Source organism: Marinovum sp. J2-8, from assembly GCF_055808435.1.
Genome location: NZ_JBVVRZ010000008.1, coordinates 114,752 through 134,061, shown reverse-complemented (window position 1 = coordinate 134,061; position 19,310 = coordinate 114,752). Strand labels below are relative to the sequence as shown.

Below are 19,310 nucleotides of genomic sequence, written 5' to 3'. Positions count from 1 at the left end.
ACCACGACAGATGAATCGGAGAGACCTGCCATGAGCATCCACCACGCCACCCTGCGCGAATTCCTGACCAAAGAGCACCGCGAAAACGGGCTGGACCCCAGCCTTGTCTCCTTGCTGGAAGACATTGCCACCTCCTGCCGGATTGTGTCGCACCTGGTGCACAACGGCGCGTTCACCGGCGTTCTGGGTGCCACCGAGGACACCAATGTTCAGGGCGAAACGCAGCAACAATTGGATGTGCTGGCCAATGATGTCTTTGTGCGGCACTGCTCGGGCAATGACCGGGTTGCGGCCCTGGTTTCGGAAGAGGTTGAAGAAGTTTACTGGCTGAAGAAAGACCCCCAGCCCGGCGATTACATCGTCTATTTCGACCCGCTGGACGGCTCTTCCAATCTGGCGCTGAACATGGTGGTTGGCTCGATCTTTTCGGTGGCGGTCATCGACGCGGAACTGGACGCCGGCGACGACCGTTCGGTGTTGCGGCCCGGTTCGAAACAGGTTTGCGCCGGCTATTCGGTCTATGGCCCAGCGACATCCCTGGTGCTGACCACCGGAAATGGCGTGCATTGTCTGACCCACCAGACCGGCACCGGCGAATTCCGCGTCACCCATCCAGATATGACAATCCCCGAAGCCGCGGCCGAATTTGCGATCAACACCTCGCGGTATCAGATGTGGGACCAGCCGATCAAACGTTACTATGACGAATGTATTCAGGGCAAAACCGGCCCGCGGCAAAAGAAGTTCAACATGCGCTGGGTTGCGGCCATGGTGGCCGATGTTCACCGTATTCTGACCCGTGGCGGTGTGTTCATCTATCCTTGCGATGATGGCAACCGCGAAATGGGCGGCAAGCTGCGCCTGATGTACGAAGCCAACCCAATGGCGATGATCGTCGAACAGGCGGGCGGCGCGGCCTCGACCGGGACCGAACGGATCATGGATGTGACCCCCACCAGCCACCACATGCGGGTGCCGGTCATCCTCGGCTCGAAACAAGAGGTCGAGATCCTGACCCAATACCACCAGGAGGCCGCGCAATCCTGAGCGGCCAAATCACAGGATGCGCCCGCCGACCATGGCGGGCGCCTTAGCAAAGGCAAGAATTCCGCAATGGGCAATGCATGGATCAGAGTCACCTATCGTCTTGAAACCGCCGGCGACATTGCGGCCCTGGCGGCAAAGATAGCCTCGGATCAATCGACCGGCACCTTTACCGAATTGCCCGGTGAAACCGCCGCTGTTCAGGCCCGTTGCGCCGCGCGCGTCGAAGCAATCACACCGCTGGCCCCGACAGATGTGCCCACCCTGCCCGACCCCGGTGGCCAGGGGCCGTACAACCGGGCCGATGTGGTGATCGCCTATCCGCTAGAGGCGGTTGGCACGGATATTGCCGCCTTGATGACCATCACGGTTGGCGGTGTCTTCGCGGTGCGTGGGCTCAGCGGTATTCGGGTGATGGATATTGATTTGCCTGCCGCCTGGTCCTGTCATCCGGGGCCGCAATTCGGCATCGCAGGATCCCGGCGGCTGATGGGCGTGACCGCGGGGCCGATGATCGCCTCGATCATCAAACCGTCGCTTGGGCTTTTACCGGATGAAACCGCCGCCGTCGTGGCCCAGCTTTGCGACGCCGGGGTTGATTTCATCAAGGATGATGAAAAGCTGATGAACCCCGGCTATTCGCCGCTGTCTGACCGGATCAAGGCCATCATGCCGGTGATCGACGCGCATGAACAGAAAACCGGCAAACGGGTGATGTATGCCTTTGGCATCTCGTCGGCTGACCCGGATGTGATGATGCGCAACCATGACATGGTGGTTGCGGCGGGCGGCAATGCCGCCGTCATCAATATCAATTCCATCGGCTACGGCGGCATGGCGTTTTTGCGCAAACGCTCCGGGTTGTGTCTGCATGCCCATCGCAACGGCTGGGATGTGCTGACCCGGCACCCCGGTTTCGGCATGGAATTCCGCGCCTATCAGAGAATCTGGCGCCTGCTGGGAGTGGATCAGTTTCAGATCAACGGCATCCGCGCCAAATACTGGGAACCAGACGAAAGCTTTGTGCGGTCCTTTCACGCGATGGCCGAGCCGATTTTTGACGAAAGCGACCGCGCGCTGCCTGTGGTCTGTTCCGGGCAATGGGGCGGCCAGGCCGTGGACACCTATCGCCAAACCGGGCGCACGTTGGACCTTATGTACCTTGGCGGCGGCGGCATTCATGGCCACCCGATGGGGGCGGCGGCGGGCGTGCGCGCCATTCGCCAGGCATGGGATGCGGCGGCGGCCGATGTCGAGCTGGCCGACTATGCCCGCGACCACCGGGAGCTGGCTGCGGCGCTGGCAACATGGGGCTGACCGGCGGCGGCAAACCGCCCCGCCCGGTCGCAGCCTGCGGCATTGAGATTTCTCCTTAAAATTTAGGCGTTTAAATTTCCGGCGTTAAATATTTGTAGGCCAACTTCTGAAAAAGTTGTTCAGGCAACGAATGGAGTAACGTCATGCTGGATATGCCCGGTGCGGACAAAGCCGAAGATCAGCAAATTGAAATCGCAATTCTGGACGACAATACCTTTGATCGTCAAAACCTGAAAAGGATGATTGGCAAAATCGGCGCGCCGGTTGGTGTATCGACTTGCGCCACGCTTGAAGAATTTTCATGGATTGTCGATTCCAAGGACATTGACCTCTTCCTGCTCGACCATGAGCTGGGCGAGATGACGGGCCATGATGCTTTGGAATTGGTGCGCAGCAACCGGATCAATGCGCATTCACCGGTCATCATGGTTTCCGGACATGATGATGCGGAAACGATTGTCCAATCCATGCGGTTGGGCTGTGCGAACTTCTTGCCCAAGGAAAGTCTGACGGTGACCCGTCTGCGCGACACGATTCAATCCGCCCTGTCGGTCGGTCTTCTGGACAAGATGGCGCTTGAGGAAATGCGGATTGCCACCGATTGCGTGATCCAGGGCATTGCCGCCGAATTGGTCACCGAAATTCAACCGCGCTTGAAGCAGATCTATAAAAAGACAAACTTTATCCGATCCTGCCACGCGCAAAACCTGCGACCCTCGCCAGAGGCGCTTGACGAAATCGAAGAACATTGCCTGAGGATCTGGCGCTACTTCGACGAGGTTGAACAATACAGTCAGGGCTTTTTGAAGCCCTACAATTGACCCCCAATACCCTTCCCGGCTGGGCGCGACATACCGCGTTCCGCCGGGCGATAGGCCCACTGCGGCCAACTCCGATACAAATAATTGATTAATCCGAACGGCCTGCGGGCGCAGACCGACCTTTGAGCAAAACCGCCAGCCTATTTATCAAATGAAACAATTTCCGTATAGCTGTCCAGCATCGAAATTGCGGTGCTGATTGTTTCACTGGCGTTTTCTTTTACAATATACCCGGCAATTTTATGGCGATAGGCCGCGGCGATGTCCGACGGCGCATCCGATGTCGTCAGCACAAACACCACTGAATTCGCAAGCTCCTTATCTTCCCGAACCACGGCCAGAAATTCCAATCCGGACATGCGTGGCATGTTGAGGTCAAGCAAGATGATATAGGGTTTCTTGATTGGCGAAATTCCGTTGCCTTGCAACAAATCAAGCGCCTCCTGCCCATCTCTGGCCACTTCGACAGGGTTGGTCAGCCTCAATTTCCTTAACGTTCTCTTTATCGCCATAACGGCGACGGAATCGTCGTCTACAATGAGAAACGTCACGCGGCTCTTGTCTGTCATGCGGCAATCTCCTTGGGTGTAAAGGGTTTGACAGCGGCGCCAAACGGCAGGTGAACTTCAAATACGCAGCCCCGGGCAACCTCCGGGTTTGACAGCACAAAAACACTGCCCCCAAAAGAAATGGCGAGCTTTTGAATCAATGCCAGCCCGAGACCCGATCCTTCGACATCATCGCGGGATTTCAAAGTTTGGAACAATACAAATATTCGGTCCTGGTATTTCTTGGGAATCCCCGGGCCATCATCGCTGACACGAAATCGCATGCCGGTTGGAGTAAAAGCCGCATCCAGAACGATACGTCCATCCGGCCGATCATGATGCTTGATGGCATTGCTGACAAGGTTCAGCAAAATGGTCTGAATTGGTGTTGGATAGGTCTCAATCACCGGCGGGATCCCCGCAATCAGGATTTCAAAATTCTTGTCCGGAAAATAGACCTGTCGCAGATCCGAGGCAAATTCAGTCAGGTCAAAAACGCCGATTTCCTCCTCGACCTGACCCGCGCGTGCATAATCCAGCAGCGCCGCCAATAGCTCGGAAAGCCGCGTCAATCGCGCGTCCATCGTGTCGAGGTTCTCCCGCGCTTCGTCGGGCAAAACATCGCCGTGGTCTTCGATCGTCCAGGAGATCAACGATTTGACCGCACGTAACGGCGCACGAAGATCATGCGCGGCCACATAGGCAAACCGATGCAATTCTTCGTTCCGGTCCGTAAGATCCCGCGCCAGAATTCGGGCGCGATCCACGGCCTCTTCAACTTCGCCGACCTCGTCATTGCCGGAAACTCTCAACGCAGTGGAAAGGTGGCCATCATTCATCTCGCGGATATGTCCGGTAATTCCGGCCAAGCGGCGAAACAACCTCATTTCCAGAAGGTACCAAAATAACAAAACGCAGCCGATCCAGAAAAACAAGGTGACTGTTACGCCAATTGACCGCGCCGCGGCAATTCTGTTTTGGATATTCACCAAAGCCATTTCAAAGTCAGCCGTCGACTTGCTGGTGACGTTTTCACTCCAATCGACCAATGTCCCGACAAACCCGATTGCCTGATCCAAAAGGGCGCGACGGCTTTGTTCAAGGGTTACAAGGGTCACGACCATGTCAAATCCGCCGCCCAGCCCAAGGAAGGCCGCACGATAGTTATTCATGTCCTTGGCCAGGGCCGAGCGTTCGCTGCTTTCGGGCAACCGACCAAGCGTGGTGGTCATGGCATCAATCTGGCGAATGACATTTGATCTAAGGCCCAATGCCGCCTCTGCGGGCAGGGTCGGCAAGGATTGTGTCAAGACAATCAATGTCGTCACATTGCTCTCAAACTCGGAAAATTCAAACAGAACATTGACCGAGCTTTGCCGTTCGCTCGTCTCCGCAGCGGCGGTGACGAAATCCAACATGACCGACGATCTCGCCTGCCGAATGGCACGCGACATCCGATTCAACCGAAGAATTTCCGCATTCACAAGCGCATCTATCTTGGTACTTTCGGCAATGAATTTCTCTTGCACTGCAAGCAGATCCTGAAATGCCGATTGGCCGGATTTAAAATCCAGCCCCTCATTTTCACCGACCAGGCTTGCCAATGGAATGATTTCTGAAAAGGTAATTTGGGTTTCGCGACGCATCTCTGCCAATTCCGCCGTCTGCGTTGAATCGAGAAGCCGCGCAGGAAAAGACCCCACTTTAAGGCTCATTTCCGGAATCTTTCGGGTGACCTGCAATAGAGAGGAGGTTTCTGTTGTCAGATCCTTTGCCTTTCCTCCCAGCCAATCCAATGTATACCAGACACCACAAAGAGAAAAGAGACCAGAAAAGACCAGAAAAATTGCGCCCGCCCGCAACCTGAATAAAAGTGACCGTCGGCCCATTGATCCCTTCCCGCAATGCCATTCCATCTTGAATAAACCACAAGTCTTTACCGGTTCTTAAATCCAACCCTGCAAAATGGCATTTGTTCAGCTTTGCGGAGGGGCCATGTTTTCGAGGCGTTTTTTACTTGCTGCGGGTGCTGCCAGCGCGGCGATGCCGTTTGCCGGGTTGGCGCAAGCCGCCGCTGATCGGTCTCAGATCAGCGAGCGCCAGATGCAGGCTCTGCTGACGCGGCTTGGTCGCCCTTTGCGGATGCTGGTTCCGAATGGTGCGCAGGCCAATCTTGGGCCGGTGACGGCACATTTCGAACTCGAATGTAACTGTCCGGTGGAAACGATTGTCACCGATGTCGACAATATCAATTCCGCCCTGATTCTGGAATCAATCACCCCCGCAAGCCAAATTGATATCGCCCTTCCCGCGACCTTTGGCATTCCGGATCTGGTCGAATCCCGGGCCATTCGGCCGGTTGATCAATTTGCCAAAGCACACCAGCCGTCGGATTTCGCGGGGTCACAGCTTTATCAATCGGGCGATACTTTTGATGGTCAACATTGGGGGTATCAAACGGACGGCGATGTTTATTTGATGTTTTACAACCGCAAAATGATGGAAAACACCGATGAACAATCACGCTATGCCGATTTGACCGGCACGCCGCTTGCGATTCCGCGCACCTGGGACGAAGTGGACCGGCAAATGGCATTTTTCCATCGCCCAGAGGTCGGCCAATACGGTGGATGTCTGTTTCGGACCGCAAATTATGTCGCCTGGGAATGGTGGTCCCGGTTTCACGCTGCGGGCGGGTTGCCATTCCATTCGGATTGTCGACCGGGCGTGGCAAGCGAGGTCGGCCTCGCTGCGCTAGAGGCGATGATTGTCTCTGCCCAGCACCTGACCGGCGCAAATCTTGGGCTTTTTGACAATTGGAAACGGTACAATCGCGGGGATGTTTTTGCCAATATTGGCTGGGGCGGCACCCAGAAAAGCCTGAATGCCCCGGGTTCGGGCATGTATGGCAATGTGATCAACGGGCCACTGCCCGGTGGTGTGATTGATGGCGAACATGTGCCCTTGGCCTATTTCAATTGGGGGTGGAGCTATGTGATTGCGCGGCACTGCCCGGTGCCGGAATTGGCTTATCTTTTCTGTCAGACCGCGGTCGATACAGAGGTCTCTGCCAGATCCATCGCCGAAATAGACGGCTATTTTGACCCCTATCGTGTCGAACATTACGAGGATCCCGGCATTGTTAAAGTATACGGCAAAGACTTCTTGAATGTGCACCGTCAAGCGATGAGCAACGCAATTCCGGATTTCTATGTCGCCCGGCGCGGCAGTTATTTCGAAGCCCTGAATTACTGGCTGTTGAACGCCTTGTCAGGGGAAGTTCCGCCGCGCGCGGCCCTGAAGAGTATCGAACTGGCATGGGAGTTGACGACGGAACAGGTCGGGCGCGCCGCACAATTGCAGCGTTGGAATGCCCTGTACAGCAGCTATCCAGCCTCGGCGAAACGTGTGTCCCGGCCACACAATGCCATCTGATCGTCCCGTGGTGGCGCCACAAGATCCTGTTGAAGACTTGATTTACCGGTTCTCGCATGACCTGCGCGCATCAACGCGGGCCATTGCACAGCTTCCGTCCTGGATAACCGAAGATCTGGCCGACGCGGGCATCGAATTGCCAGACGGCCCGGCAGAGTCATTTGCCCTTTTGCAAGTCCACACCCAGCGATTGGATGATATGATCCAAGGTTTGTTGGCGCTGTCGCGGGCGGGTATGGCGGATCAGCAACCCGTTGCATTGGCAGGGTGCCTGTCACAGGCACGCGACGCCGTCGAAATGCCAAAGGGGGTTTTGCTGCGGATACGCTGTGACGCCAGCCGGGCCTTTACCAATGAAACCGATCTTGTGCTGGCTGTCGGGCATTTGCTGTCCAATGCGGTTGTCCATCACCCGGCCACCGCACATATAGCGGTGCTTGGCCGGGCGGTCGGGGACATGGTGGAGGTTTGGGTGCGCGATGACGGCCCCGGCATCCCCGTGGCACAACGGGAAAATGTCCTGAAGCCGATGGTCAAATTGCAATCCCGGGACGACAGCCCCGGCCCCGGAATGGGTTTGGCGATTGTCGACAAAATCGCGCGAAAACACGGCGGCAGCTTCGACATATTCGATCCGCCCCACGGACGCAGGGGAACCGCCGTGCGGTTGCGGCTGCCCATTGCGCAGTAATGCGGAGCGCTATTGAACCACGACACAGTCAATTCCCCCGGGCACTTGCCAGCGACATCAACGGGCATCTGCCGTCAAATTCTTGTCTGACCTTCCGCTGCAAGGCTGGGGCGGACATGCGCGGGGCGTTCGCGATACTTCGACGGGCTGGCGCCAAGATAGCGTTTGAACATGCGGCTGAAAAAATAGGGATCGCCATAGCCCAATTCTGCCGCCACGGCCTTGACCGATAGCCCCATGCCCAATCGGTTGGCCGCGAATTCCATCCGCTTCAACTCGCGAAATTTCTGCGGCGTATGGCCGAGCCGCTCCTTGAACGCCCGTCGGAAATAATCGCCATTATATGGCACGCCGATCAGCGCCTCTTCCAATCCCGACCCGAGTGGATCAGCAGACAGACGTGACGCGACCAACATGATCTGGATCGACAAATGGTCCTGACTGTCCGGGGTTTTTTCTGGGGCGGACCAATCCAGGAACGCAGCCTCCAGATAGGCCAGAAGGAACACCATGAACTGATGATGCTGGGCCAATGTGGTGCCGCCGGTTGGAGCGCTTTCGCGAAAGTGGTGCAAAACAGGGCCCAACACAGGCCAATCCGGCAGGGCCGCCACGGGCTTCAACGTCATTTGCTTGATCAGATCACCACGGCCAAACAGTTCGAGCGAAAAGTGTTGCGCAATGCCCACCAGAGTTTCATCTCCCACATGCACGCCGCGAAACCGGGTATAGGCCGGGATCAACATCGCATGGCCAGCCTCCAGAGTCACAACCTCCCGGTCCTCACCAACCTGATAGCGCCCGCGCCCGGACAGACAGATCAACAGATCGTTCACCGGGTTCACCTTGTCGATTCGCCAGCCGCGATCATGGTTCATTTTGATCGTCGACCGCGCCAACCGCAGCGACAAGGACCGCATCGGGATATGGCTGAGCGCTGAATGTTCGATTTGATCCATCATTTTGTCGATTTATCATCATTCCCGTTGTGAAACTAGCATATTACTCTGATGGAAAACGATCAGCCCCGTGAAATTTTACGAAAGCTGTTCAAAATTGGGAGGAAAGGACAGGATCTTGCCGCCATGGCGGAATCCCGTCTGGAACATAATGCACGAATCCGATCAACAAACACCCGCTTCTGTCAGAATCGCCTTTGTCGGCGGCGGATCTTTGAATTGGGCGATGGGGTTGATGGCCGATCTGGCCTTTGACACCCGCCTTGCCGCTGATGTGCGGCTCTATGATATTGATCCTGCTGCGGCACAGCGCAACGCCGAAATCGGCCAGCGTCATGGTGCCGTCAGCCGGGGCACGCCCGCCACATATCGCGCCTGTGACACCCTGTCGGGGGCCTTGGACGGCGCGGATATTGTGGTGATTTCCATCCTGCCCGGTCGGTTCGAAGATATGGCGCAGGACATTGCCATCCCTGCCGGCCACGGGATTGCCCAGGCGGTGGGCGATACGGTTGGACCCGGCGGTTTCGTCCGCGCCATGCGCGCCATTCCGATGTTGGCAGAGATCGGCACCGCCATTGGCCAACATGCGCCAAACGCCTATGTCTGCAATCTGACCAATCCGATGTCGGTCCTGACCGGGGCGCTGTTTGCGGCCTGTCCCGGCATCCGCGCCTGGGGTGAATGCCACGAGGTGACCAAGATCCGCCGTCAGGTCGCCGGGATCGCCAATCAACACGCGGGACAGGATATTTACACGCATCGCGATGTGCAGGTGAATGTCCTCGGCATCAACCATTTCACTTTTGTTGACCGGATTTCACTTGCTGGCCGGGATATGCGCCCGGCCTATGACGCCTTTGTTGCCGCGCATATGACTTCTGGCTGGGCGCAGACAGAGCCCGGCGAAGACGCGGAACACGCCGGGTATTTCGGCACCCGCAATCTGGTGGCCTTTGATCTGTTTCGCCGATTTGGGATTCCGGCTGCAGCGGGTGACCGGCATTTGGCGGAGTTTCTCCCCTTGAGCGAATACATGAATAACCCCGGCGACTGGGGCTTTGCCCTGACGCCGGTGGCCTACCGCATCCGCGATCGCGCCGCAAAACTGACCCATGCCGAGGCGCTGCGCCGGGGTGATGCTGCCCCGGTCGCCCAGCGGTCGGACGAGGCAATGATAGACCAAATCGCCGCCCTGATGACGGGCGACGCTTTTGTCAGCAACGCCAATCTGCCCAATCAAGGGCAGATCACCGGCCTGCCGACCGGGGCGATTGTCGAGACCAATGCGATATTCTCTGGCTTGGGGGTACAGGCCATTCATGCCGGACGTTTGCCACCAGCGCTGGAGCCGATTGTCACCGACCACGCCGAACGCCAAAGCGCATTGTTGTCGGCGGTTCTGGGTGGCCATCACGCCGCGCTGTTCCCGCTGTTCCGATCAGACCCCCTGCTGCGCCATCTGCCGGTGGATGACGTCCGAACCATGTTCAACGCCATGCTGGCCGCCACCGCAGAATGGTTGCCCGAAACATTGAAGGGAGTTGCGTAGTGGGCGGTGACAGTAAATTTCTGGGGCTGTGGTATGTCGCCCCCTATGCCATCGGCCTGCTTTTGTTCACGGCCTTCCCGTTTGTGGCCTCTTTCTATCTCAGCTTTACCGACTATGACCTTTTGTCCAGCCCGGAATGGGTGGGTCTGAAGAACTATGAAAAACTGTTCACCCGCGACCGGACCTTTGACAAATCGCTGAATGTCACGCTGACCTATGTGTTCCTGACCGTGCCGCTCAAGCTGACATTCGCGTTGTTCATCGCGGTGGTGCTGAATTACCGGCTGCGTGGCATCAACCTGTTTCGCACCGCGTATTATGTGCCGTCGGTGCTGGGCGGGTCGATCGCGATTGCGGTTCTATGGCGTTATATTTTCGCCAATACCGGGTTGGTCAACATGATCATCGTGGCCTTTGGCGGCGAACCGGTGAATTGGTTTGGCGATCCCGGCAATGCGTTGTTTACCATCACGTTGTTGCGCTGCTGGCAGTTCGGCTCGGCGATGGTGATTTTCCTGGCCGCTTTGCAAGGCGTAGACAAATCCCTGTATGAGGCCGCGTCAATCGACGGTGCCGGCCCCTGGCGGATCTTTCGCCACATCACCCTGCCGCTGATCACGCCGGTGATCTTTTTCAACCTGATCATGCAGACCGTACAGGCGTTTCAGGAATTCAACGGGCCTTACATCATTACCCAGGGCGGGCCGCTGAAATCCACCTATCTGCTGCCGCTTTATATCTACGACGAAGCTTTCAAGAGTTTTGACATGGGCTATGCCTCGGCGATTGCCTGGGTGCTGTTCGCAATCATCATGGCGCTGACCCTGCTGGCCTTCTGGTCATCGAAAAAATGGGTCTATTACGCCGGCGACAAGAGGAGCTGATCCCATGTCATTGCTGCCCGACATCCCCGCCACCGCCGCGCCACCAACGCAACTACAGCTAAAACTGCGCCGACAGGCCCGGATCTCTGCCACGTTGCGGTATTCCCTGCTGATTGTTGTTGGCCTCATCATGATTTATCCGCTGATCTGGCTGGTCGGTGCCTCGTTCAAGACCAACGCCGAGATGTTCACATCCGCCTGGTTCTGGCCGAAAGACGCCACCATTCAGGGCTATATCGACGGTTGGAAAACCTCGACCCCTTACACCTTTGGGCATTTCTTCATCAACTCGTTGCAGATCGTCATCCCCAAGGTGATCGGCACCGCGATTTCCTGCACGCTGGTGGCCTATGGTTTTGCCCGGTTCGAATTTCCCGGCAAAAAGATCCTGTTTGCCATCCTGATCGCCACGCTGCTGTTGCCCGATGTTGTCACCCGCATCCCGCAATACCTGTTGTTTCGCGAACTTGGCTGGCTGGATACCTATCTGCCGCTGTTTGCGCCAGCCTGGCTGGCGGGGGATGCGTTCTTTGTCTTTATGGTGATCCAATTCCTGCGCGCCATCCCCCGCGAGATGGAGGAGGCCGCCCGCGTCGACGGGGCCAACACCCTGCAAACGCTAATATTTATCGTGGTTCCCATGTTGACGCCTGCGCTGGTGTCGGTCTGTTTGTTCCAATTCATGTGGACGATGAACGACTTCCTCGGGCCGCTGATCTATATTTCGACGGTTGAAAAATACCCCATCTCGCTGGCGCTGAAACTGTCGATCGACGCCACCGAAGCCTTCAACTGGAACTCAATCCTCGCCATGACCGTTCTGGCGCTGACGCCGTCGCTCATCGTTTTCTTTCTCGCCCAGAAATCATTCATCCAGGGCATATCCTCGGGAGGTGTGAAAGGCTGATGGCCGAACTACGACTGAATTCAATCGAAAAGACCTATGGCAACGGGTTCAAGGCCGTTCACGGCATCAACCTGCATGTGAAAGAGGGGGAATTCATGGTGCTGGTCGGCCCGTCCGGCTGTGCCAAATCCACCACTTTGCGGATGATCGCCGGGTTGGAAACCATCACTGGCGGGGAAATTCAGATCGGCGACAATGTCGTGAACGATCTGGTGCCGGGCAAGCGCGGCATCGCCATGGTGTTCCAGAACTATGCGCTTTATCCGCATATGAAGGTGCGCAACAATCTGTCCTTTGGTCTGCGGCTGAAGCGCAAACCAGCCGAGGAAATTGCAGCAGCCACCAAAACTGTTTCGGGCATTCTGGAAATCGAGGCGCTTCTGGATCGGTTGCCGAAACAGCTCTCGGGCGGTCAGGCGCAACGTGTCGCCCTGGGCCGGGCGCTGATCAAACAACCAGAGGTGTTTCTGTTCGACGAACCACTGTCGAACCTTGATGCCAAACTGCGGGCCTCGATGCGGGTGCGGATCACCGATCTGCACAAACGTCTGCGCGCCGAAGGCCTGCCCGCCACCGTGGTGTATGTCACCCATGATCAGGTCGAGGCCATGACCATGGGCGACCGGATCTGTGTGATGAAGGACGGCCATATCATGCAGGTTGCCGATCCGGTGACGCTGTATGAACGCCCGGCCAATGCCTTTGTCGCGGGTTTTATCGGCATGCCGGAAATGAACCTGTTTCCTGCGGTCTTGTCGCGGGCCGAGGGCGTGCCAAGCCTGACCACGGATGGCCAGACGATACAGGTTGCCGAGGGGTTGGCCGACCGTGTGACCGCCGTTGATGGCCCGGTCACCCTGGGTGTGCGCCCGCAACATCTGTCGGTTGTTGCCCCCGACACCCCCGATGCTTTGACCGGGACCATCAGCAATCTCGAATTCATGGGCCATGAGGTCAATCTGCATGCCCGCGTCGGCCATGCGCTTCTTGTTGCTGTGATCCCGTCAGAGCGGTTCGACAGGACGCTGGCACGCGGCGATCGCGTCGGCCTTCTGCCACTTGGGCCGCGCATCCACCTGTTCAACGCCGAAAGCGGCGAGAATATCTCTCTCGCCGCCAATCAAAAAACCTGAGTTCCATGGGAGGAAATCAAATGAAACTGAATGTTCTGAGCCTTGCACTCGCCACGACGGCCCTTGCGGGAACCGCCGGTGCCGCCGATCTGCGGATGAGCTGGTGGGGCGGCGATAGCCGTCACCAGGCCACCCAGACCGCGCTTGAGGTCTGTGGCGAAAAACACGGCCATACCATCAGCCCGGAATTCACCGGCTGGTCCGGCCATTTCGAAAAACTGACAACCCAGATCGCCGGCGGCACCGAGGCCGATCTGATGCAGGTCAACTGGCCCTGGTTGTCGATCTATTCTGCGGATGGCACCGGGCTTGCCGATCTTACCACGCTGTCCGACACCATTGATCTGTCGAATTGGGACGCCGCCCAGATCGAAGCCGGTTCCATGAATGGCAAGCTGAACGGTCTGCCGATTTCGACCACGGGGCGGCTGTTTGCGTTCAACAAGACCACCTGGGACAAAGCCGGACTTGAGCTGCCAAAAACCTGGGATGATCTGGTGGCCGCCGGTCCGGTGTTCGCCGAAAAACTGGGCGATGATTACTATCCGTTCGAAGCGGCGCGGCTGGACGCGGCGCTGATCATCACGCTCTATGGCACCCAGAAAACCGGCAAGGCACTGATCGACCCGGCCACCAATGAATTGGCCTGGACCAAAGAAGAGCTGACCGAGGCGATTTCCTTTTACAAGACACTGGTCGACAATCACGTCATTCTGGATTGGAAATCCGTGGCCGCGCGGGCAACATCCCGCTGCATGAAAACCCGGATTGGGCCAATGGCAAAATCGCCGGCACCTATCAGTGGGATTCAACCTATTTCAAAATCTCGGATCCGATGAATGACGGTGAAGAACTTGTCTATGTCGATCTGCTGTCACAGGACGGCCAGAAAACACCGGGCATCTATCGCAAGGCGTCAATGGTGTTCTCGATCTCGGCCAAATCCGACAAACAACAGGCGGCCGCCGAAGTTCTGAACTGTTTGCTCAACGAACCCGAAGGCGTCGCGGCGCTGGGTTCGACCCGCGGCGTCCCGGCGTCCAAAACCGCGCGTGAACAATTGCTGAAGGCCGGGGCAATCGCACCAATCCAGATCGAGGCACAGGCCCGCGTGATCAATGCAGAAGGCCCGGGCATCCATCCAATGATGGAATTCCCCGATGTCCGCTCGGCCATACAGGACAACCTGGAGCTTTTTGCCTATGGCGAAATCGACGCGGCCACCGCCGCCGATGACATGAGCTATGCAATCGAGGAAGCGCTGGAAGACATCGGTTCCTGACCCTTCGATTGCGCCAATCGGGGTGCCGGACCTGATCCGGCACCTCCCCTCAAGTGAAAGCAGATGCCATGACCGCTGTTCGCGTTCTTGCGGCCACCGCAAGGACCCTGTCCCTTCTTGTCACATCTCCCGGCGCGCGGTTTGCCTTGCCCCGCCCGCTGGACTGGTCGCTGTGCGATGACAACGGCACTCTGGTGGCCAATGGCACAACTGATCAGGTGGCCGTGTTCATCGACGGGCTGTGTCCGGCGACCCGATACCATATGTCCTGTGATCTCGGCACGGTTTCCGTACAGACCCTGCCCTGTGCCGGTCTGATAGATGCCGCGGATTTCGGGGTTGATCCCGCACTGGCCGACAATTCGGTTGCGCTGGCCCGCGCGATTGCCGCCGTGCCCGCCGGGGGCACCTTGCGGCTGGCACCCGGGCGCTATTTCAGCGGCCCGATATTTCTGAAACCACAGATAACGTTGCTCCTGGACGCTGGCGCGGAACTTGCGGCAATTGCCGATCGCGTCGGCTGGCCGCAATTGGCCGCCCATGATGCAACCGGGCGCGTGATGGGCACTTGGGAAGGGCTGCCCGAAGCGGCCTTTGCCGCGCTGGTCACAGCCGTGGATTGCACCGGCGTAACGATCACCGGGCGCGGTGTGATTGATGGCGGTGGCGACCGGGGCGATTGGTGGACCTGGCCAAAAGAAACGCGTGAGGGTGCACGACGCCCGCGCACCGTACATCTGGCCTATTGCGATCAGGCCCGCCTGACCGGTGTGACGCTGCGAAATTCGCCGTCCTGGACATTACATCCCTATCGTTGCGCCGATCTTCATGTTTCCTCCGTGCGGATCGAAAACCCACCCGACAGCCCCAATACCGATGGGCTGAACCCCGAAAGCTGCACCCGCGTCACGATTTGCGGCGTCGATTTTTCAGTTGGGGATGATTGCATTGCCATCAAGGCCTGCAAGCGTGGCACGGGCCCCGACACAGATCAGATCGCCCATATTGCCCCAACCCGCGATGTCACGATCAGCCATTGCCGGATGATGCGGGGCCATGGTGCGGTGGTGCTGGGGTCCGAAATGTCCGGCGGCATCCATGACATCACCATCTCTGACTGTGAATTCCATGCAACCGACCGGGGACTTCGGCTGAAAACCCGGCGCGGGCGCGGGGGCACAGTGAGCGGTGTCACCCTGACCCGCGTCGACATGGTGAATGTGCCGACACCGCTGGCGATCAACATGTTCTACTTTTGCGACCATGACGGAAAATCCGAGGTGGTGCAGTCGCGTTTGCCTGCGGTGGTGGATGACACAACCCCGGTAATCCACGACATCACCCTGTGCGATGTCACGGCGCGGGGTGTCACCCTGGCGGCGGCGGCGATCCTCGGGCTGCCGGAATCGCCCGTCACCGGCGTGCAGCTTTTCAATGTCCAACTGTCATACGACCCCGCCGCCCAGGCCGATGTGCCGCTGATGGCCCTCGGGGTCGCGCCAGTGCGCCATGGCGGCATTCTGTCGGAATTTGCCGATGTGGCGGGCACCATCACCGAGATCCCCTATCAGAAGGAGTTCGTTGCATGCTGATGGATTATTTCGACCGCTATGCCGAAACCTATCAGCCGTACAAGACAGGCGCCTGGTGTTACGAAGACGGGTTGATCTATCGCGGGTTGGAACTGTTGCACCGTGCGACCGGCGAAGATCGCTGGTTCGCGCATATCCTTCGGCTGATTTCGCCACAATTGCGCGATGGTCCAACGCTCGCGGGTTATGCCGCCAGCGACTATAATATCGACAATATCAAAACCGGCAGCACGCTGCTGTACCTGCATGAACTGACAGGCGAGGCGCGATATCTCGACTATGCGGCGGTGTTGATGGATCAACTCGCCACCCATCCGCGCACAAGATCCGGCATCTATTGGCACAAACTGCGCTATCCCTGGCAGGTCTGGCTGGATGGTCTTTACATGGGGCCGCCGTTCCAGATCGGCTATGGTCTGCGCCGCGGGGATGAGGCGCTGATTGCCGATTCCCTGACCCAGGTCGGGCGCGCGATGGAGCTGACATTTGCCCCCGCAACCGGGCTTTATGCCCATGCGATGGACGAAGCGCGCAAACAGCCATGGGCCGACCCCGACAGCGGTCAATCCCCCACCGCCCACTGGGCGCGGGCATTGGGGTGGCTGGCGATGGCCCTCGTGGATATCGCGGATCTGGTCGGACCGGCAGGTTTTGCCCCGCTCAAAGCGCGCACCGAAACGCTTTTGACCGATATCGCCGATCTGCGTCAGCCGAATGGCCTGTGGTTGCAAGTGATTGAACAACCCGACCTGAAGGGCAATTATACCGAAACCTCAGCCTCGGCGATGTTCAGCTATGCCCTGTTGAAGGCGCGGGATCTGGGGCTCTGGTCCGGGTCGACAGATCACATCTGCCGCACATTGACCGATTTCGCGCTCAATCCGCGCACCGATGGCACCGGCCATGAAATGACCGGGATTGTGCATGTTGCCGGACTTGGCCCGTTTGAGGGTCGTTATCGCGACGGCAGTGCGGAATATTACCTGACGGAGCCGCTGAAAAGCGATGATGCCAAGGGCGTGGGCCCCTTGATGATGGCCATTGCGACCGATCTTGCGCAATCCGACCGCAAGGCGCTGGCGCTGGCCGGGCAATGAGCCAGACAGCCCGGCAATTTTCACGCCCCAACGTGCTGGATGGCACCGACGGTGTGGCGTGGTTGCCGGGACCGATTGCCAACGCCAAGCCGGACTATCTGGTCTGTCGCGGCACGGCGGGGGCTTTGCCGACGCTTCAGGCCGCGATTGACCGGGCGATTTACGACAGCGCAATCGAGGATACTGTCAGCGGCGCCAAAACCCGGCGGGTCATCCATATCGCGCCGGGGTTTTATGAGGGTCCGGCCATCGTACCCGCCAGCGCCCCGCCGCTGAGCCTTGTCGGGGCGGGGGCCGACAAGACCCTGCTCGCGGCGCGGATTGATGCCCAAATGCCGGGCCGCGAATTTGCAGACCGCTTTGGCGCCGATTTTGGCACCGCCCATCCCGATACCCAAAACCATTTTGCCACCCTCGCCGCGCGAGAGGTGCTGACCACCGGGAATACATCGGTGTTGCGGATTGCACGCGACGATACCTCTGTTTCCGGGATGACCATCCGAAACCTCTATGCCTGTGATCGGGTGGCTGCCGCCCCGAAGGGTGCGGTGCCCGATGCCGAAGGCCGATTTTCACAAGGCCAGCATCAGGCCGTGGCGTTGCATGTCGCCGGGGCCGACCGGGTCAGCCTGTGTGATCTGACCCTCGAAAGCTTTCAGGACACCCTGTATCTTCAGGCCGGGCTTGGCCCGTCCCGCACATTGCTGCGGGATTGCACCATTTCCGGCGATGTGGATTTCATCTTTGGCGGCGCAACCGGATATTTTCAGAATTGCACCCTGCGGACCCGTGGCGTGCGGGGCGCGCAAAGCTGGGCGGTCGCGCCCTCTACGGCGCTGCACCGGCCCTATGGGTTCGTGTTTGATGGCTGTCGCTTCACCCATGACGGGGCCGAGACCGGACAGAAGGGGCGCAGCTTTCTTGCCCGGCAATGGTTCGAAGGCGTGCGCGCCTCACCTTATGGTCGGCCCACCCTGCCCGGCTATTGCACCAGGTTGACGGACCGCAACCATCTCGACGGAACCCGGGGCCAGATCAGCCGGACAACGCTTGAAGCGGTTGGAAAGTGTATTTTGGTCAATTCCGACCTCGGGGACCATATCAACCGCGCGGCCCCCTGGGATGACTGGGGCGGCCCCGCATGGTCTCCGCGCTATCGCCCGGTACAGGCAAACGCGGCGGAGTTCCTGAGGTATCTGGGGGATTGGTTGGCCGACAACGGCGCAGGTTATGATGACCTTGAACCGGACCCGCCTTGGCTGGCGGTTCTGTTGCGCTGAAACCCGGCAATCACACCCTCGCCCAGCTCAAGCGTATACCGCTCCAGGGTCATCAATGCATCATCCGCGGCGCTGACATCGCGCGCCGCAATGGCGTCTGCCAGCGCGGTATGCAGCGCCACGATCTGTTCGCGCGACCGGGCGGAAAAGGTGATCATGTTCATCAGCGGCTGCATCGCCTCGACCGCGCCGGCCAGTTGATAGGACAGGATCGGATTGCCCGCCGCATCGACCAAGGCCCGGTGCAAGGCCACATCCGACGCACAGAAATCTTCGTCACTCAGTCCCTCGCTGCCCTGACGGGCGATTTCCGCCCGCATTGCCGCCAAATCGGCATCGCTGCGCCGCGCACAGGCCAGCGCGGTGACCGATTTTTCCAGCGCATATCGCGCCTCACAGGCGACCGAGAAGTTTATCCCGTTGATAGACAACAACAAAGTCGCGTTTGAGGCATGTTGCACCTGCGCCTCTTCATAGGAAAGCCGCCGCACAAACGCGCCGCCAAATGCGCCCCGTTCGGTTCGGATCAGCGATTGCGCAGCCAGACGTTTCAACGCCTCGCGCACCGTGGGGCGCGACACGTCAAACGTGTCGGACAGATCCGCCTCTGAGGGCAAACGGTCATCCACCGTCAATTCCCCGGACAGGATGGCATCCCGCAATGACTTGGCGATCTGGGCCGGAAGATCGGCTTTTTTCTGTGGTTTTGGTTTTTTCATTTGTCTTACATTTAATTGTAAGGCAATTATAAATGGAATCGCAGATCAA

Annotated in this window: 18 protein-coding genes; 14 read left to right on the top strand and 4 right to left on the bottom strand. The window is 58.4% G+C overall.

The genetic code is table 11. The features are described 5' to 3' along the window. Positions 1 to 30 precede the first annotated feature (30 nt). The 3 genes from AC0L4F_RS19965 to AC0L4F_RS19955 all read left to right on the top strand — a co-directional run bounded on the left by AC0L4F_RS19965 (position 31) and on the right by AC0L4F_RS19955 (position 3,182). Complete coding sequence (locus AC0L4F_RS19965) at positions 31 to 1,047, top strand: class 1 fructose-bisphosphatase (RefSeq protein WP_244691136.1); 1,017 nt, start codon at positions 31 to 33, stop codon at positions 1,045 to 1,047. 66 nt (positions 1,048 to 1,113) lie between these two features. Further along, positions 1,114 to 2,361, top strand: a complete 1,248-nt coding sequence (oiaX, locus tag AC0L4F_RS19960; protein ID WP_244691135.1) for a 3-oxo-isoapionate-4-phosphate decarboxylase OiaX — start codon at positions 1,114 to 1,116, stop codon at positions 2,359 to 2,361. A 143-nt stretch (positions 2,362 to 2,504) separates the two neighbouring features. After that, positions 2,505 to 3,182, top strand: coding sequence for a response regulator (locus tag AC0L4F_RS19955; protein ID WP_244691134.1), 678 nt, complete (start codon positions 2,505 to 2,507; stop codon positions 3,180 to 3,182). A 140-nt stretch (positions 3,183 to 3,322) separates the two neighbouring features. Here AC0L4F_RS19955 and AC0L4F_RS19950 read toward each other — a convergent pair whose 3' ends face one another. Together AC0L4F_RS19950 and AC0L4F_RS19945 are read right to left on the bottom strand one after the other, a co-directional pair. Continuing rightward, positions 3,323 to 3,751, bottom strand: a complete 429-nt coding sequence (locus AC0L4F_RS19950) for a response regulator (protein WP_244691133.1) — start codon at positions 3,749 to 3,751, stop codon at positions 3,323 to 3,325. Beyond that, complete coding sequence (locus AC0L4F_RS19945; protein ID WP_244691132.1) at positions 3,748 to 5,445, bottom strand: sensor histidine kinase; 1,698 nt, start codon at positions 5,443 to 5,445, stop codon at positions 3,748 to 3,750. The genes AC0L4F_RS19950 and AC0L4F_RS19945 overlap by 4 nt, the downstream gene beginning before the upstream one ends. Before the next feature lie 280 nt (positions 5,446 to 5,725). On the opposite strand from AC0L4F_RS19945, the gene AC0L4F_RS19940 reads away from it, so the two are divergent. Next, a complete protein-coding gene (locus AC0L4F_RS19940) occupies positions 5,726 to 7,165 on the top strand; it encodes a type 2 periplasmic-binding domain-containing protein (protein WP_244691131.1) in 1,440 nt (479 codons plus the stop codon). Then, positions 7,155 to 7,856, top strand: coding sequence for a sensor histidine kinase (locus AC0L4F_RS19935; RefSeq protein WP_244691130.1), 702 nt, complete (start codon positions 7,155 to 7,157; stop codon positions 7,854 to 7,856). The genes AC0L4F_RS19940 and AC0L4F_RS19935 overlap by 11 nt, the downstream gene beginning before the upstream one ends. Positions 7,857 to 7,930: 74 nt before the next feature. Here AC0L4F_RS19935 and AC0L4F_RS19930 read toward each other — a convergent pair whose 3' ends face one another. Continuing rightward, positions 7,931 to 8,818 carry a helix-turn-helix domain-containing protein gene (locus tag AC0L4F_RS19930; protein WP_244691129.1) on the bottom strand — a complete coding sequence of 296 codons (888 nt, stop codon included), beginning with the start codon at positions 8,816 to 8,818 and terminating at the stop codon, positions 7,931 to 7,933. 148 nt (positions 8,819 to 8,966) lie between these two features. Between AC0L4F_RS19930 and AC0L4F_RS19925 the strand changes: the two genes are divergently transcribed. The 9 genes from AC0L4F_RS19925 to AC0L4F_RS19885 all read left to right on the top strand — a co-directional run bounded on the left by AC0L4F_RS19925 (position 8,967) and on the right by AC0L4F_RS19885 (position 18,542). Beyond that, positions 8,967 to 10,367: a family 4 glycosyl hydrolase gene (locus tag AC0L4F_RS19925; RefSeq protein ID WP_280520694.1), complete on the top strand. Its 1,401-nt coding sequence runs from the start codon at positions 8,967 to 8,969 to the stop codon at positions 10,365 to 10,367. After that, on the top strand, positions 10,367 to 11,251 hold the full coding sequence (locus AC0L4F_RS19920) for a carbohydrate ABC transporter permease (RefSeq protein ID WP_244691127.1): 885 nt from the start codon (positions 10,367 to 10,369) through the stop codon (positions 11,249 to 11,251). The genes AC0L4F_RS19925 and AC0L4F_RS19920 overlap by 1 nt, the downstream gene beginning before the upstream one ends. A gap of 4 nt (positions 11,252 to 11,255) precedes the next feature. After that, on the top strand, positions 11,256 to 12,158 hold the full coding sequence (locus AC0L4F_RS19915; protein ID WP_244691126.1) for a carbohydrate ABC transporter permease: 903 nt from the start codon (positions 11,256 to 11,258) through the stop codon (positions 12,156 to 12,158). Further along, positions 12,158 to 13,291 carry an ABC transporter ATP-binding protein gene (locus tag AC0L4F_RS19910; protein WP_244691125.1) on the top strand — a complete coding sequence of 378 codons (1,134 nt, stop codon included), beginning with the start codon at positions 12,158 to 12,160 and terminating at the stop codon, positions 13,289 to 13,291. The genes AC0L4F_RS19915 and AC0L4F_RS19910 overlap by 1 nt, the downstream gene beginning before the upstream one ends. 20 nt (positions 13,292 to 13,311) lie before the next feature. Further along, positions 13,312 to 14,130: an ABC transporter substrate-binding protein gene (locus tag AC0L4F_RS19905; protein ID WP_244691124.1), complete on the top strand. Its 819-nt coding sequence runs from the start codon at positions 13,312 to 13,314 to the stop codon at positions 14,128 to 14,130. Continuing rightward, positions 14,127 to 14,573: a type 2 periplasmic-binding domain-containing protein gene (locus tag AC0L4F_RS19900; protein ID WP_244691123.1), complete on the top strand. Its 447-nt coding sequence runs from the start codon at positions 14,127 to 14,129 to the stop codon at positions 14,571 to 14,573. Before AC0L4F_RS19905 ends, AC0L4F_RS19900 begins: the two co-directional genes overlap by 4 nt. A 68-nt stretch (positions 14,574 to 14,641) precedes the next feature. Further along, positions 14,642 to 16,165: a polygalacturonase PglA gene (pglA, locus tag AC0L4F_RS19895; protein ID WP_244691122.1), complete on the top strand. Its 1,524-nt coding sequence runs from the start codon at positions 14,642 to 14,644 to the stop codon at positions 16,163 to 16,165. Further along, a complete protein-coding gene (locus tag AC0L4F_RS19890; RefSeq protein ID WP_244691121.1) occupies positions 16,159 to 17,262 on the top strand; it encodes a glycoside hydrolase family 88/105 protein in 1,104 nt (367 codons plus the stop codon). The genes pglA and AC0L4F_RS19890 overlap by 7 nt, the downstream gene beginning before the upstream one ends. Further along, complete coding sequence (locus tag AC0L4F_RS19885) at positions 17,259 to 18,542, top strand: pectinesterase family protein (protein ID WP_244691120.1); 1,284 nt, start codon at positions 17,259 to 17,261, stop codon at positions 18,540 to 18,542. Before AC0L4F_RS19890 ends, AC0L4F_RS19885 begins: the two co-directional genes overlap by 4 nt. Here the strand turns inward: AC0L4F_RS19885 and AC0L4F_RS19880 are convergent. After that, complete coding sequence (locus AC0L4F_RS19880) at positions 18,491 to 19,261, bottom strand: FadR/GntR family transcriptional regulator (RefSeq protein WP_244691119.1); 771 nt, start codon at positions 19,259 to 19,261, stop codon at positions 18,491 to 18,493. The genes AC0L4F_RS19885 and AC0L4F_RS19880 overlap by 52 nt on opposite strands. Positions 19,262 to 19,310 lie beyond the last annotated feature (49 nt).